This window comes from Streptomyces sp. NPDC007875 (assembly GCF_042868035.1).
In the GTDB taxonomy this organism is placed as follows: domain Bacteria; phylum Actinomycetota; class Actinomycetes; order Streptomycetales; family Streptomycetaceae; genus Streptomyces; species Streptomyces antimycoticus.
Window position 1 is genome coordinate 377,885 of the sequence record NZ_JBIADZ010000002.1, and the last position, 14,843, is coordinate 392,727.

14 protein-coding genes and 1 tRNA gene are annotated in these 14,843 nt (G+C 69.1%); 8 read left to right on the plus strand and 7 right to left on the minus strand.

Features of this window, described 5'->3' with window-relative positions; all coding sequences use genetic code 11:
- Nucleotides 1-8: 8 nt before the first annotated feature.
- From ACFYOY_RS05445 to ACFYOY_RS05470, 6 genes are all read left to right on the plus strand, one after another.
- The gene (locus ACFYOY_RS05445) at nt 9-779 is read left to right on the plus strand and encodes a DUF881 domain-containing protein (RefSeq protein WP_351883605.1); all 771 of its coding nucleotides are present in this window, start codon (nt 9-11) and stop codon (nt 777-779) included.
- A 67-nt stretch (nt 780-846) separates the two neighbouring features.
- The gene (locus ACFYOY_RS05450) at nt 847-1,524 is read left to right on the plus strand and encodes a class E sortase (protein ID WP_137966597.1); all 678 of its coding nucleotides are present in this window, start codon (nt 847-849) and stop codon (nt 1,522-1,524) included.
- Between the two features lie 84 nt (nt 1,525-1,608).
- Nucleotides 1,609-1,785: a hypothetical protein gene (locus ACFYOY_RS05455; protein ID WP_044572551.1), complete on the plus strand. Its 177-nt coding sequence runs from the start codon at nt 1,609-1,611 to the stop codon at nt 1,783-1,785.
- The gene (locus ACFYOY_RS05460) at nt 1,782-2,432 is read left to right on the plus strand and encodes an aminodeoxychorismate/anthranilate synthase component II (protein ID WP_078642451.1); all 651 of its coding nucleotides are present in this window, start codon (nt 1,782-1,784) and stop codon (nt 2,430-2,432) included. The genes ACFYOY_RS05455 and ACFYOY_RS05460 overlap by 4 nt, the downstream gene beginning before the upstream one ends.
- Nucleotides 2,429-3,901, plus strand: coding sequence for a class E sortase (locus ACFYOY_RS05465; RefSeq protein WP_388584940.1), 1,473 nt, complete (start codon nt 2,429-2,431; stop codon nt 3,899-3,901). Before ACFYOY_RS05460 ends, ACFYOY_RS05465 begins: the two co-directional genes overlap by 4 nt.
- A 40-nt stretch (nt 3,902-3,941) precedes the next feature.
- Nucleotides 3,942-4,682 carry a class E sortase gene (locus ACFYOY_RS05470; RefSeq protein WP_351883602.1) on the plus strand — a complete coding sequence of 247 codons (741 nt, stop codon included), beginning with the start codon at nt 3,942-3,944 and terminating at the stop codon, nt 4,680-4,682.
- Between the two features lie 82 nt (nt 4,683-4,764).
- Here ACFYOY_RS05470 and pknB read toward each other — a convergent pair whose 3' ends face one another.
- The 6 genes from pknB to ACFYOY_RS05500 form a co-directional block, all read right to left on the minus strand.
- Nucleotides 4,765-6,777: a Stk1 family PASTA domain-containing Ser/Thr kinase gene (pknB, locus tag ACFYOY_RS05475; RefSeq protein ID WP_388584943.1), complete on the minus strand. Its 2,013-nt coding sequence runs from the start codon at nt 6,775-6,777 to the stop codon at nt 4,765-4,767.
- A 167-nt stretch (nt 6,778-6,944) separates the two neighbouring features.
- Complete coding sequence (locus tag ACFYOY_RS05480) at nt 6,945-8,417, minus strand: peptidoglycan D,D-transpeptidase FtsI family protein (RefSeq protein ID WP_388584946.1); 1,473 nt, start codon at nt 8,415-8,417, stop codon at nt 6,945-6,947.
- A complete protein-coding gene (locus ACFYOY_RS05485; protein ID WP_059143764.1) occupies nt 8,414-9,826 on the minus strand; it encodes an FtsW/RodA/SpoVE family cell cycle protein in 1,413 nt (470 codons plus the stop codon). The genes ACFYOY_RS05480 and ACFYOY_RS05485 overlap by 4 nt, the downstream gene beginning before the upstream one ends.
- A 22-nt stretch (nt 9,827-9,848) precedes the next feature.
- Nucleotides 9,849-11,435, minus strand: a complete 1,587-nt coding sequence (locus tag ACFYOY_RS05490; RefSeq protein ID WP_351883596.1) for a PP2C family serine/threonine-protein phosphatase — start codon at nt 11,433-11,435, stop codon at nt 9,849-9,851.
- A 75-nt stretch (nt 11,436-11,510) separates the two neighbouring features.
- Nucleotides 11,511-12,029: an FHA domain-containing protein gene (locus tag ACFYOY_RS05495; protein WP_014053590.1), complete on the minus strand. Its 519-nt coding sequence runs from the start codon at nt 12,027-12,029 to the stop codon at nt 11,511-11,513.
- Nucleotides 12,030-12,039: 10 nt separating this feature from the next.
- The gene (locus tag ACFYOY_RS05500) at nt 12,040-12,882 is read right to left on the minus strand and encodes a DUF3662 and FHA domain-containing protein (protein ID WP_059143765.1); all 843 of its coding nucleotides are present in this window, start codon (nt 12,880-12,882) and stop codon (nt 12,040-12,042) included.
- Nucleotides 12,883-13,208: 326 nt separating this feature from the next.
- On the opposite strand from ACFYOY_RS05500, the gene ACFYOY_RS05505 reads away from it, so the two are divergent.
- Nucleotides 13,209-13,295: transfer RNA gene (locus tag ACFYOY_RS05505), tRNA-Leu, on the plus strand.
- A 285-nt stretch (nt 13,296-13,580) separates the two neighbouring features.
- Here ACFYOY_RS05505 and ACFYOY_RS05510 read toward each other — a convergent pair.
- Nucleotides 13,581-14,234, minus strand: coding sequence for an NAD(P)H-dependent oxidoreductase (locus ACFYOY_RS05510; RefSeq protein ID WP_351883593.1), 654 nt, complete (start codon nt 14,232-14,234; stop codon nt 13,581-13,583).
- 115 nt (nt 14,235-14,349) lie between these two features.
- Here ACFYOY_RS05510 and ACFYOY_RS05515 point away from each other — a divergent pair, with 115 nt between their 5' ends.
- Nucleotides 14,350-14,727, plus strand: a complete 378-nt coding sequence (locus ACFYOY_RS05515; protein ID WP_351883591.1) for a helix-turn-helix domain-containing protein — start codon at nt 14,350-14,352, stop codon at nt 14,725-14,727.
- Nucleotides 14,728-14,843: the final 116 nt, after the last annotated feature.

The window sequence follows — 14,843 nt, forward strand, 5'->3', positions numbered from 1 at the left end:
AGGGTACGTTGAGCAATTCCGCTGACTCCCCCACCCCGGCGTCCCGCCGCCCCCGGTTCCGGCCCGTGCGACTGCTGACCGGCGCCGTCTTCGCGCTGGCCGGAGTGATCTTCTGGACCAGTTTCAACACAGCGCAGGGCACCAATATCCGCAGCGATGAATCGATGCTGCGGCTCTCCGATCTCATCCAGGAACGCAGCCGTAAGAACGGCACCCTGGACGACAGCACCGGCAAAATACGCTCCGAGGTCGACGCCCTCGCCCGGCGGGACAACGGCAGCACCCTGGCCGAGCGCCGCAAGCTGGCCGAGCTGGAGGAGACCGCCGGCACCAGGAAGCTCTCCGGGGCCGGCCTTACGGTCACCCTCACCGATGCCCCGCCGAACGCCACCCCTCAGATCCCCGGCGTCCCGGATCCCCAGCCCAACGATCTCGTCATCCACCAGCAGGACCTGCAGGCCGTGGTCAACGCGCTGTGGCAGGGCGGCGCCAAGGGGATCAAGGTCATGGATCAGCGGCTGATCTCCACCAGCGCGGTGCGCTGCGTCGGCAACACCCTGATCCTGCAGGGCCAGGTCTACTCCCCGCCCTACAAGGTCACCGCTGTGGGTGACCGGGGCAAGCTGAGCGCCGCCCTCACCGCCTCGCCCGCGATCCAGAACTACCGCAGCTATGTCGACGCGTACGGCCTCGGCTGGAAAGTCGACCAGCACGACACGGTGACTCTTCCCGGTTACTCCGGCACAGTGGATCTGCACCAGGCACAGCCCATCGGATAGCACCGGCGGACACCGTACGCGGCACGGGCCGGCGGCACGGGGCCAGCGGGGCGGACAGTGGGGGCCGATGAGAACGCGGCTGATCGTCAGGACGCTCAGTGAGATCTGCGTCACCGTCGGAGCCCTGATCATCCTTTTGGTGGTCTACGTCCTGTACTGGACCTCGGTGCGGGCCGACCGCGCCATGGACGGCGAGATCGACCACCTCCAGGACCGATGGGCCACCGGTACGGTCACCGCCGGCGCCGAGCCCTCGTCCGAGCCCCGCCGCTACGAGTCCGGCGACTCCTTCGCGATCATGTACATCCCGCGCTTCGGCGCCGGCTGGGCCAAACCCGTCCTCGAGGGCACCGCCACCGGCACCCTGAAGAAGGGGCTCGGTCACTACTCCCGCACCGCCCGCCTCGGCGCCCTCGGCAACTTCGCCGTCGCCGGGCACCGCCGCACCTACGGCGACCCCTTCAAGGACTTCCCCGCGCTGCGTCCCGGTGACGCGGTGGTGCTGACCGACGGCACCACCTGGTTCACCTATCGCGTCGACCGGCGGCCCTACCGCACCCTGCCGACCGACACCGGGGTGATCGATCCGGTGCCGCGCGCGTCCGGTTTCCGGCGCCCCGGGCGCTATCTCACGCTGACGACCTGTGAGCCGGAGTGGGGCCACAGCCACCGCCTGATCACCTGGGCGCACCTCGACGCGACCCAATCGGTTGCCCAAGGCAAGCCCAAGGCTTTGTACAGCTGACCCTCCGGCCCCACCCCGCGCCCCTTACTCTGGTGCTGCACTCCGGTGCTGCAATCGACTTCGTCATCGGTGAGTAGGGATGGCATGTACGGCTGGATCTGGCGGCATCTGCCGGGTAACGCATGGGTGCGGGCGCTGATTTCGCTCGTGCTGGTGCTGGCGATCGTCTTCGTGCTCTTCCAGTACGTCTTCCCCTGGGCGGAGCCCCTGCTGCCGTTCAATGACGTGACGGTCGACGAGGGAATGGCGGGTCCGCGATGAGCGCGCGCATCCTGGTCGTCGACAACTACGACAGCTTCGTCTTCAACCTCGTCCAGTACCTCTACCAGCTCGGCGCCGAGTGCGAGGTGGTGCGCAACGACGAGGTCTCCCTCGCCCACGCCCAGGACGGCTTCGACGGCGTCCTGCTGTCCCCCGGGCCCGGCACCCCGGAGGAGGCGGGGGTCTGCGTCGACATGGTGCGGCACTGCGCGAGCACCGGCGTACCGGTGTTCGGCGTCTGCCTGGGGATGCAGTCCATGGCCGTCGCCTACGGCGGCGTCGTCGGGCGGGCCCCGGAGCTGCTGCACGGCAAGACCTCGCTGGTGACCCATGAGGGCGCCGGCGTCTTCAGCGGACTGCCCACGCCCTTCACCGCCACCCGCTACCACTCGCTGGCCGTGGAACGGGGGACGGTGCCCCCGGAGTTGGAGATCACGGCCTGGACCGAGACCGGCATCGCCATGGGGCTGCGCCACCGTGAACTGCGGGTCGAGGGCGTCCAGTTCCACCCCGAGTCGGTCCTCACCGAATGGGGCCATCTGATGCTCGCCAACTGGCTGGTGGAGTGCGGGGACACGGATGCCGTGGGGCGGTCCGCGGGGCTCGCCCCGGTGGTCGGGGCGGTCGGCGGTAAGGCCGGCGAGTGACCGGACCGCGCCCTGAGCGCGAGGGCGCCGGCCACGGCGCCCGGGAGCCCGCCCCGTACCCGCCGTACGGGTCTCACCAGCAGCACGCCGCCCACGACGCCCATGGCGCGCATGCGGGCCCGGACGCGTTCGCGGCGGCCGCGGAGGGTCTTCGGGACCCTCTGGCCGACCCGCTGCCGGACTCCGCCACGGCCGGGCCCACGGGGCGGACCACGGGCACCGCGTCGCTCTCCGTGCCGCCGCCCACCGGCCGCCGACGGCGCGCCCGCACAGCCCCCTTCGGGCCGGAGGAGGCCGCTGAGGCCGCCGGGCCGCCCACGGGGCGCCGACGCGCCCGGGCGGCCCCCTTGGGGCCCTCAGGGTCCCTGGGGCCCTCAGGGTCCGCACACGCCGCTCAGACGCCCGTACGCGCCCCGGGGACGCCCCGACGCCCCACCGAGACGTCCGGACGCGTCCCGGAGGCCGCGGAGACGGCCGTCCTGCCCCCGGTGAGACCCCGGGGCGACGCCGAGACGGTCGCCCTGCGCGCCGTGGAGGCGGCGTCCGCCGACCAGACCATGGCGCTGCGCAAGGTCGAACCGGACCAGGACAGCGGCGCCGAGCCCCCGCCCGGCGGCCGGGCCGCCCGCCGTAAGGCCGCCCAGGAGGCCGGGAAGCGCGCCGGACGGCATGGCTCCCGCGCCCGGCGCGGCATGGCCGAGGCGGGCGCCACACGGCCCACGGAGGGCGCCGGGGACGCCCAGCCCCGCACCCGTATGGAGGCCAAGCGGGCCGCACGGGCCCGCAAGGACAGCCCCGGGGTGGTGGCGAGTCGGCTGGTCGGCGAGCTGTTCATCACCCTCGGCGTGGTGATGCTGCTCTTCGTCACCTATCAGCTGTGGTGGACGAACATCCGTGCCCATCAGCAGGCCAACGGCGCCGCGAACAACCTGCAGAAGAAGTGGGACGAGAACGGCGGCGACGACCGGAACCCGGGCACCTTCTCCCCCGGGCAGGGGTTCGCGATCATCTACATCCCCAAGCTGGATGTGAAGGCCCCGATCGCGGAGGGCATCGACAAGCACAAGGTCCTCGACCGCGGGATGGTCGGCCACTACGGCAAGAGCCCGCTGAAGACCGCCATGCCGTGGGACAAGAAGGGCAACTTCGCGCTCGCCGGGCATCGCAACACCCACGGTGAGCCGTTCCGCTACATCAACCGCCTCAAGCCCGGTGACGAGATCGTCGTCGAGACGCAGAGCCGGTACTACACCTATGCGATGAGCAGCATCCTGCCGCAGACGCCGCCGTCCAACACGGGCGTCATCAAGCCGGTGCCGCCCGGCTCCGGCTTCACCGAGCCGGGCCGGTACATCACGCTGACCACCTGCACCCCTGAATTCACCAGCACCTACCGGATGATCCTCTGGGGCAAGATGGTCGAGGAGCGGCCGCGTAGCAAGGGAAAGCCGGACGCGCTGGTCGAATGAGCGGGAACAGCCGGGAAACCAGAAAAAGGGGTACGACGCGGTGGCACGGACCGACCACGACGAGCGGCAGGACCGGCACCCCGGCCCGCCCGCAACGCCCAGCCGTCGTCCCGGCCGTGGGCGGGTAGCCGCGGCCATAGCGGTCTTCGGCGAGCTGCTGATCACCGCGGGGCTGATTCTCGCCCTGTTCGTCGTCTACTCGCTGTGGTGGACCAACGTCCTGGCCGACCGCGAGGCGAAGAAGCAGGGCGACCGGGTGCGCAAGCACTGGTCGCAGCAGGGGCCGGGCAGGCTGGACACCAAGAACGGCATCGGCTTCCTGCACGTACCGTCCATGCACAACGGCGAGGTGCTGGTCAAGAAGGGCACCAGCACCGAGACCCTCAACGACGGTGTGGCCGGCTACTACACCCAGCCGGTCAAGTCCGCGATGCCGTGGGACAAGAAGGGCAACTTCAGCCTGGCCGCGCACCGGGACGGGCACGGCGCGAAGTTCCACAACATCGACAAGGTCCACGACGGCGACGCGGTGGTCTTCGAGACCCGCGACACCTGGTACGTCTACAAGGTCTACGCGACGCTGCCGGAGACCTCGAAGTACAACGTGGACGTGCTGAACGCGGTCCCGAAGGAGTCGGGCCGGAAGCAGCCGGGCCGTTACATCACGCTCTCGACCTGCACCCCCGTCTACACCTCCCGCCACCGCTACATCGTGTGGGGCGAACTGGAGCGCACCGAGAAGGTCGACGCGGACCGCACGCCCCCTGAAGAACTGCGCTGAGCCCCTCGGGGCGGCCTCGGAGCACGAAGGAGCCCCCGGCACCCTTCTCAGGATGCCGGGGGCTTCCCCGTGTCACGTGTGCTCAGAAGCCGTTCTGGCCGCCGAAGATGCCTCCGCCGTCCCCGCCTCCGTTGCCGTTCCCTCCGTTGCCCTGCCCGGCGACCGTGATGAGGTTCACCGACTGGCCCTTGGGTACCTGGGTGCCCGCACCGGGCTGGCTGGCCACCACGGTGGCTTCGTCGTCCTGCGGACCGGCGATGTTGCCCACGTTCAGGCCCAGGTCCTGAAGCGCCTTCTTGGCGTCCTTGAGCTTCTGGCCACCCAGGTTGGGCACCGGCACGTTCTCCGCGGCGGCCTTGGCGACGGTCAGCGTGACCGTCGAACCGGGCAGGACCTCCTGGCCGCCCTTGGGCGTCTGGTCGGTCACCGTGCCGGCCTCGACGTCGCCGTTGTCGACCTCCTGCGTCTGGACCTTGAGGCCCTTCCCCTGGAGGGCGGCCGTGGCGTCCGCGACCTTCTGCGTGGTCACGTCCGGGACGGTGACCTTCTGCTGTGCCTGGGCGACAGTCAGGGTGATCGTGGCGCCCTTCGCGACCTTCTTGCCGCCCTTCGGGTCCTGGTCGATCACCTTGCCGGCGGTCTGGTCCGACTGCTGAGTCTTCTGCTCGACCTTGAAGCCCTTGGCCTCGAGCTGATCCTTGGCCGACTCGTACTGCACGTTCAGGACGTCCGGCACCTCGACCCTCGCCGCGGGCTTGGGGCCCTTGGACATGGTCAGCTCGACCACGCCGTACCGCTTGATCTCGCCGCCGCCCTCGGGGTTCTGCTCGCAGACGGTGTCCTTGTCCGCGTTCTCGCAGAACTTGGAGCCGACGTTCTTGATCTTGAAGTCGCCGTTCTCCCCTTGGCTCTTGGCGTCGGCGATCGTCTTGCCGACGAGATTGGGGACCGGGACCATGTCGTCGTTCTTACCGCCGCCGAACAGCGACTTCCCGATGAAGATCGCGCCGACCAGCACCAGTATCCCCGCGACGATCAGCAGGATCGTCGAGAGGTTGCTTCTCTTACCGGAGCCCCCGCGCCCCCGGCCGCGGTCCGGCCGCTCGTCGTAGCCGAAGCCGCCGTCGTCCTCGCGCATCGGCGGAAGCATCGAGGTCTGCGCCCCGGCACCGGAGTTCTGCGGCCGCAGCATCGCGGTGGGCTGGTCGTCGGAGCCGTAGCCGACCGCACCCAGCGCGGCGGTCGCGGCCACCGGCTGGCCCTCCAGGGCCGCCTCGATGTCGGCACGCATCTCGTCGGCCGACTGGTAGCGGTAGTCGGGGTCCTTGACCAGCGCCCGCAGGACGATGGCGTCCATCTCGGGGGTGATCTCGGGGTCGTAGGTGCTCGGCGGCTGCGGGTCCTCCCGCACATGCTGATACGCGACGGCCACCGGGGAGTCGCCCACGAACGGCGGCCTTACGGTCAGCAGCTCGTAGAGCAGACAGCCGGTGGAGTACAGGTCGCTGCGCGCGTCGACGGTCTCGCCCTTGGCCTGCTCGGGGGAGAGGTACTGGGCGGTACCGATGACGGCGGCCGTCTGTGTCATGGTCATACCGGCATCGCCCATGGCGCGGGCGATGCCGAAGTCCATCACCTTGACCTGGCCGTCCCGCGTGAGCATGACGTTGGCCGGCTTGATGTCCCGGTGGACGATGTTGTTGCGGTGCGAGTACTCGAGGGCCTGGAGGATGCCGGTGGTCATCTCCAGCGAGCGCTCGGGGAGCAGCTTTCTGCCCGAGTGGAGAAGCTCACGCAGCGTGGAACCGTCGACGTACTCCATCACGATGTAGGGGATCGAGACACCGTCGACGTAGTCCTCGCCGGTGTCGTAGACCGCGACGATCGCGGGATGGTTGAGCGAGGCGGCCGACTGGGCCTCTCGGCGGAACCGGGCCTGGAAGGACGGGTCACGGGCGAGGTCCGCCCGGAGCGTCTTCACAGCGACAGTACGGCCGAGGCGGGTGTCGTGCGCGAGGTAGACCTCCGCCATGCCACCGCGGCCGAGCACTGAGCCCAGCTCATACCGGCCGCCGAGGCGACGCGGCTCTTCCATAGCTACTCCAGCCCTCTTCCGTGGTTCCCGGCCGCACCTGTGGGGGCCGGCGAAGTGCTGCTCGCGCATACCGTACCCGGCACGTCTTACGGGACCCGGCCTCAGTCGCTATCTGATACCGGACCGGTACGGCGACGTGCGGGATTGATATCCGGACGTGACGGGGGTCACTTGTCGCTCTCGGTTTCCAGTACGGCCTGCATCACGCTCTTGGCGATCGGAGCGGCCAGCTTGCCACCGGCGATGTCGCCGCGGAGGGTGTCGGACCCTTCGATGACCACCGCGACCGCGACCGGCGAGCCGTCATCCCCCTTGGCGTAGGAGATGAACCACGCATAGGGGTTCTTGCTGTTGGCGACGCCGTGCTGCGCGGTACCGGTCTTGCCGCCGACCGTGACGCCCGGGATCTGGGCGCTGGTGCCGGTGCCCTCCTTGACCACGGTCTCCATCATGCTCTGGAGCTTCTGGGCGTTCTCGGAGCTGAGCGGCTGGCTCATCTGCTCCGGGTCGGTCTGCTCGATGGTGTTGAGGTTGGGGGCGCGCAGCGAGTCGACCATGTACGGCTTCATCATCTTGCCGTCGTTGGCGACCGCGGCGGCGACCATCGCCATCTGCAGCGGGGTGGCCCGGTTGTCGAACTGGCCGATGGCCGACATCGCGTTGCCCGGCTGGTCCATCTTCTCGGGGTAGACGCTGGCGTCGGCGCGGACCGGCGTGAAGAACTCCTTGTTGAAGCCGAACTTCTCGGCCTCCTCGCGCATCTTGTCCTTGCCCAGGTCGTCACCGAGCTTGCCGAAGACCGTGTTGCAGGAGTAGCGGAGCGCCTGCCGCAGCGAGGCGTTCTTGCAGGGGATGTTCCCCTCGTTGGGCAGGGGCTGGGTGGACAGCGGGAGCTTCCAGGGGTCCGGGGAGACGGTCGGCCCGTCAATGTCGGTGTACTTGCCGTTCTCCAGCGCTGCCGCCGCGGTCACGACCTTGAAGGTCGAGCCGGGCGGGTAGGTCTGCCGCAGCGCCCGGTTGAGCATCGGGTCGTCCTTGTCGACGTCCGGCTTGAGCGCGTTGTATGCGTCAGAGTCCTTCTTGGAGGCGCCCGCGAACTTCGAGGGGTCGTAGCTCGGCGTGGAGGCGAGGGCGAGGATCTTGCCGGTGCGCGGGTCGACCGCGGCGACGGCGCCCTTCTTGTTACCGAGGCCCTCGAACGCGGCCTTCTGGGCCTTGCCGTTCAGGGTGGTGATGACGTCGCCGCCCTTCTGCTTCTTGCCGGTGATCATGTCGATCGTCCGGTTGAAGAAGAGGCGGTCGTCGTTGCCCGTAAGGATGCCGTCTTCGAGCTTCTCGATCTGGTTGGCGTCGAAGGCCTGCGAGGCGAACCCCGTGACCGGTGCCCACATGGGACCGTTCTTGTAGGTGCGCTTGAACTTGAAGTCGGTGCCGTTGGTCTCGACGGATCCGGTGATCGGCTGGCCATCGACGATGATGTTGCCGCGCGGCTGGCCGTAACGGGCGATGTCGACCCTGCGGTTCTTCTCGTGGTTCTTGAGCTCGTCGGCCTGGACGTACTGGATCCAGTTGTCCCGCAGCAGCAGGGCGAAGACGAGGAGTCCGCAGAAGATCGCGATTCGGCGCAGCGGCTTGTTCACGGTCGGACCACCTGGGTCATCTCGGCGTCTGTGGTGGGAGCGGGCGTCGGCGCCGGACGGCGCGCGGTGTCGCTGACCTTGATCAGAATGGCGACGAGTGCCCAGTTGGCGATGACGGACGAGCCGCCCTGCGCGATGAACGGCATGGTCATACCGGTCAGCGGGATGAGGCCCATCACACCGCCCGCGACGACGAAGACCTGGATGGCGAAGGCCGCGGAGAGGCCGATGGCCAGCAGCTTGCCGAACGGGTCGCGGGCGGCCAGCGCGGTGCGCACACCGCGCTCCACGATCAGGCCGTAGAGCAGCAGGATCGCCATGGTGCCCGCGAGCCCGAGCTCCTCGCCGACCGTGGCCAGGATGAAGTCGGAGTTGGCGGCGAAGCCGATGAGGTCGGAGTTGCCCTGGCCGAGGCCGGTGCCGAAGACGCCACCGGAGCCGAAGGCCATCATCGCCTGGGCGATCTGGTCGCTGCCCCCGGTCTTGAACGCGGCGAAGGGGTCGAGCCAGGCGTCCACCCGCTGCTGGACGTGCGGTTCGAAGGTGGCGACGCCGACCGCGCCGACCGCGGACATCAGCAGACCGAAGACGATCCAGCTGGTGCGCTCGGTGGCGACGTACAGCATCACCACGAAGAGGCCGAAGAACAGCAGCGAGGTGCCCAGGTCGGTCTCGAAGACGAGGATGAGGATGCTCATCCCCCAGACCACCAGGATCGGGCCGAGGTCGCGGCCGCGCGGCAGGTACAGCCCCATGAAGCGGCGGCTGGCCAGCGCGAGCGCGTCCCGCTTGACCATCAGATAGCCGGAGAAGAACACGGCGATGATGATCTTGGCGAACTCACCGGGCTGGATGGAGAAGCTGCCGAGGGTGATCCAGATACGCGCGCCGAATCGGGGCGGGAAGAACACCGGCAGGATCAGCAGGATCAGCGCCACCACCATGGAGATGTAGGTGTAGCGCTGGAGGAGGCGGTGATCCTTGAGCAGGATCAGGACGCCGACGAAGAGGGCGACGCCCAGTGCCGAGTAGATCAGCTGGTTGGGGGCCGAGGCAGCGAAGACCTGACCGGCGTTCTCCGCCTTCTGGGCCAGCCGCTTCGACTGGTCCAGACGCCAGATGAGCACCAGGCCCAGCCCGTTGAGGAGCGTGGCGATCGGCAGCATCAGCGGATCCGCGTAGGGCGCGAACTTCCGGACCACCAGATGGCCGACGCCGGCCAGCAGACCGAGCCCGATGCCGTAGCTGAGCATGCCGGAGGGCATCTCGTCGCTGAGCGCCAGACCCGCGTTGGCGTACGCGAAGACCGGAATGATCACCGCGAAGACGAGCATGGCCAGCTCGGTGTTCCGCCTGCTCGGCGGTCCGGCCGTACTGATCGTCGTCGTGTTGGTCGTACTACTGCTCATGGGTGGACGGCCCCTTACGGCTTCACTGCTGGGTGCTGCTGCACTGCGGGACCAACTTCTTCTCCTCCTCCGAGAGGGTGGGGCCGGGCTTCGGAGTGGGAGACGTCGTCGGCGTGGGCTTGGTCGTGGCCTTCGCGGCGCGCGCCCCGAGCTGGTTCTCGGTCTTGTCGTCCCCGGACTGGGCGCCGCTCTGGGACGGGCTGGCGCTGTTGGAGGGGCTGCCCCCGGAGCCGCCGTTCTTGTCCTTGTCGCCGCCGGTGAGGTCCTTCTGGCTGTCCTCGGCCTTCTCCTGGGCCTCGGCCTTCTTACAGGCGCCGGCGAGGGTGGCGAGGTCCTTGGTCTTGTCCTGGGCCTGGCCGAGCCCGCTGACCGTGATGGTGTCCTCCACACGGCCGCGCTGGTCGGCCGGGAGGTATTTGAGTTCGATCTCGCGGTGGTCCTCATGGACCTTGTTGAGCTTGATCCAGGCGAGGTCCTGGCTGATGCCCTGGTAGATCGCGACATGGTCGCCGTTGGAGCCCACGTAGTACTGCGTCTGGGTCCAGCGATAGCCGCCGTAGAGGCCGCCGCCGATCACGGCCAGGCCCAGCACGATGAAGAGCGACCGCTTGGCCCAGGCCTTGGCGCCGCTCTTCTTGGTGAAGTCGCCGTCGGCGTAGTCGCCGTAACTGCCCTGCGGCAGACCGCCCATGGCCGGGTCGCCGCTGCCGGGTGGGCCGAAGCCGCCGTGCGGGTCGCCCTGCTGCGGTACGGACCGGCCGAGTTCGGCCGCGCGGCCCGCGGGGGTGTGCGCGGCGCCGCCGTCCCCGAGGGGGACCTGGTTCTCGGCGACCGCGCCCACGATCACGGGAGTGTCGTTGAGCTGGGCCGCCAGGGTGTCGCCGCCGTCGACGTCGAGGACGTCGGCGACGATGCAGGTGATGTTGTCGGGGCCGCCGCCGCGCAGGGCGAGCTGGATCAGCTCCTGCACGGTCTCATGGGGGCCCTGGTAGCTGCCGAGGGTGTCCTCGAGGGTCTGGTGGCTCACGACGCCGGACAGGCCGTCGGAGCAGATCAGATAGCGGTCCCCGGCCCGGACCTCGCGGATGGACAGATCGGGCTCGACATGGTCGCCGCTGCCCAGCGCGCGCATCAGCAGGGAGCGTTGCGGGTGGGTGCCCGCCTCCTCCTCGGTGATCCGGCCCTCGTCGACCAGGCGCTGCACCCAGGTGTGGTCCTGGGTGATCTGCGTGAGCACACCGTCGCGCAGCAGATACGCGCGCGAGTCGCCGACGTGCACCAGGCCGAGCCGCTGGCCGGTCCACAGCAGGGCGGTGAGCGTGGTGCCCATGCCCTCCAGCTGGGGGTCCTCCTCGACCATGACGCGCAGCTGGTCATTGGCCCGCTGCACGGCGCTGCCGAGGGACGTCAGGATGTCCGAGCCCGGGACGTCGTCGTCGAGCTGGACGAGGGTGGAGATCACCTCGGAGCTGGCGACCTCGCCGGCGGCCTGGCCACCCATACCGTCGGCGATGGCGAGCAGTCGGGGACCGGCGTAGCCGGAGTCCTCGTTGCCCTCGCGGATCATGCCTTTGTGTGATCCGGCCGCGAAACGCAGTGACAGACTCATGCGCACCTCGCCTGTCGGCTCCGGGTACAGCCCCTTGCCAACCACGCTGCCCACCCTCCGGTCGTCATGGTCCTACTACTTCCGCAGCTCGATGACGGTCTTGCCGATGCGAATCGGTGCACCCAGCGCGATCGGTGTCGGTGTGGTGAGTCGGGTCCGGTCGAGATACGTGCCGTTGGTGGACCCGAGATCCTCGACGATCCACTGGCCGTCACGGTCCGGGTAGATCCTGGCATGCCGGCTGGAGGCGTAGTCGTCGTCCAGCACGATTGTTGAATCGTGCGCACGGCCGAGGGTGATGGTCTGCCCCTGGAGGGCGACCGTGGTGCCGGTGAGCGTGCCCTCGGAGACCACCAGCTTGGTGGGGGCACCACGGCGGCCGCGGCCACCGGACTGCTGGCGCTGCGGCGGCGGCGCGCTCTGCCGCTGTTGCTGCTGCTGCGGCCGGTCGGGGGCGCCGCGCCGCGCCGAACCGCGCTGGGTCACGCGGGTCCCGAACAGGTCGCTGCGGATGACCTGGACGGCCACGATGACGAACAGCCACAGTACGGCGAGGAAACCCAACCGCATGACCGTGAGGGTCAGCTCTGACATTGCCCCCGCTTCACCCTTCGGCTTGCCGGTAAACGATGGTGGTGCTGCCCACGACGATCCGCGAGCCGTCGCGGAGCGTAGCGCGCGTGGTGTGCTGTCCGTCCACCACGATGCCGTTGGTCGACCCGAGATCCTGGACGGTCGGTGGGGTTCCGACCCGGATCTCGCAGTGTCTGCGGGAGACACCGGGATCGTCGATCCGCACGTCAGCATCGGTGGAGCGGCCCAGCACGAGCGTGGGCCGGGAGATCTGGTGGCGGCTGCCATTGATCTCGATCCAGCGGCGGGTCTGGCCCTGCTGCTGGGCTCCGGCGCCGGCCCCGGCTCCGCTGGTGCGGGGCACCGGACGGGCGCCGGGGGGCGTGGACGGCATCGGCGGGGCACCGGCGGGCTGGGCGGGGTAGCCGTAACCGCCGGGGCGCTGCTGCGGGGCTCCGGCGCCGGGGCGGCCCGGCGCCTGCTGCGAGTCCTGGGACTCGCTGGACGCCAGCGTCCGGCTGCGCACCCGGTAGAGGCCGGTGTCGAGATCGTCGGCCTTCTGCAGATGCACCTTGATGGCGCCCATGAAGGTGTAACGCTGCTGCTTGGCGTAGTCGCGGACCATGCCGGCCAGCTCGTCGCCGAGCTGTCCGGAATACGGGCTGAGCCGCTCGTAGTCGGGCGTGCTCAGCTCGACGATGAAGTCATTGGGGACGACCGTCCGGTCGCGGTTCCAGATCGTGGCGTTGTTGTCGCACTCCCGCTGGAGGGCGCCGGCGATCTCGACAGGCTGGACCTCGGACTTGAACACCTTGGCGAAGGTGCCGTTCACGAGGCCCTCGAGACGCTGCTCGAAGCGTTTCAGTACTCCCACGGGGCACCTCCTTCCGTCACTCGTGCTCTATGCCGTCCTGGTACTGCTTACTGATCGTATCCACGCGTCGGGAAATCGGGTGGTTCCCCTTCCTGGCCCTGTGGAGCAGTGTCACCTCTCACAGGGATCGTAGAGGTGCCCTGACGACAGTGTCCCGCAACCGTGACGCTCCACGGACGGGTGGGGGCGGGGGCGCCGGTAACGGGTGTGATTGCACCCCGGAGGGCGTGCTAATGTTCTGGATGTCGAAAGGCGCTCCACACGAACCGGACGGATCGAGACGATCAACCGGGGAGCGGAAGGAGTGACCGGACGGCAGCACCCATGCGCGGGTGGCGGAATAGGCAGACGCGCTGGATTCAGGTTCCAGTGCCCGAAAGGGCGTGGGGGTTCAACTCCCCCCTCGCGCACCAGTCGGAGCGGGCCTCCCAGAAGTGACGAAAGTCGCTTCTGGGAGGCCCGCTTCGCGTTGTGTTCGCGTTGTGGCAGTGGCCTTGCCGGAGCTTTGCCGGGGCCTTGCCTTCCCAGGGAAATGGCTAGGGGCCTCCCCGAGGAGGGGAGGCCCCTGTGGCCTGATGCCCGGGTGGGACGGGATCGGGCGGGTCGGGCTGAGTTGGTCGGTCAGGCTGATCGGTCGGTCAGCCTGACCAGATGGTCGTATTGATCAGGCGGTCGGACTGATCAGATGGTCGGACTGATCAGGCGGCGAAGCGGGCGGCGAGCTCCTTGGCCTTGGCCGCGGCCTCCTCGTGGGCCTTCGCCTTGGAGGCGTCCGAGGCCTCGACCAGCTCGGCCATTGCCGGATTGCTGCGGGCCAGCGTGAGTTCCGGCACAACGAAGGTGACATCGAGGCCGAGCCCGTCGCCCAGCGCCTTCCCCAGGTAGTTCGTGACGAACTCGAAGCTCTCCCGGGGAGTGCCGGGGCCGTAGCCGCCGCCACGGCTGGCGACGACGACGGTCGGGGTGCCCGAGGTGGTGGTCTGCTCGGCGCCCGCGGTGCGGCCCATGATGATCACGTGATCCAGCCACGCCTTGAGGGTGGAGGGGATCGTGAAGTTGTACATCGGGGCGGCGATCAGGACCGTGTCCGCCTGCTCGAGCTCACTGGCAAGGGTCTCCCGCAGGGCGAAGGCGGCGTGCTGCTCGGGCGAGCGCTGATCGGGAGCGGCGAAACCGGCTGCGGCGGCGAGGCCGTCCAGGTGCGGCAGCGGCTCGGCGGCCAGGTCGCGGTAGATCACCGTGCCGTTCGGGTGCTGGGCTTCCCATTCCTTGCGGAAGGTGGCCGTGACCGAGCGGGAAGCGGAGGCTTCACCGGGGAAGACGGACGTGTCGATGTGCAGAAGAGTCGGCATGGATGCCTCCAGTGAAGAGGGCTCGGTAAGGAGCCCGTAATACCTACGTACTTACAGATGGCACAGTAGCTTACTTTTCTGCAGTCCCGAACCGGAACGCAGTAGTCTGTATTCCATGGCGAAGGATCGTGGGGAGCACAACGAGCAGGCCTGCAAGCAGGTCGACGGCGAGATGACGCGGTTCTTCGAGCTGTTCGGCAAGCGCTGGACGGGGCTCATCGTGGCCGTGCTGACGGAGCAGGCGGCGTACTTCGCCGATCTGCGGCGGGCCATCCCGGGGATCAGTGAGCGGATGTTGTCGGACCGGCTCACCGAGCTCTCCGCGGCGGGTCTGGTGGTGCGGGAGGTCGACGCCGGGCCGCCGCTGCGGGTGGCCTATCGGCTGACCGACGCGGGGAAGGCGCTGGAGCCCGCGCTGAAGGAGCTGTCGCGGTGGGCGGAGAGCCATCTGCCCTCGGGTGGCGAGGACTGCCCGGAGCAGTTCCGGGGCTGAGGCTGGGGCCGGGGCTGGTTCCGTGGCTGGGCCTGGGCCTGGGCCTGGGGCTCGGGCCGGGGCTGGTTCCGTGGCTGGGCCTGGGCCGGGGGCTCGGGCTGAGTTTTGCGGCTGGG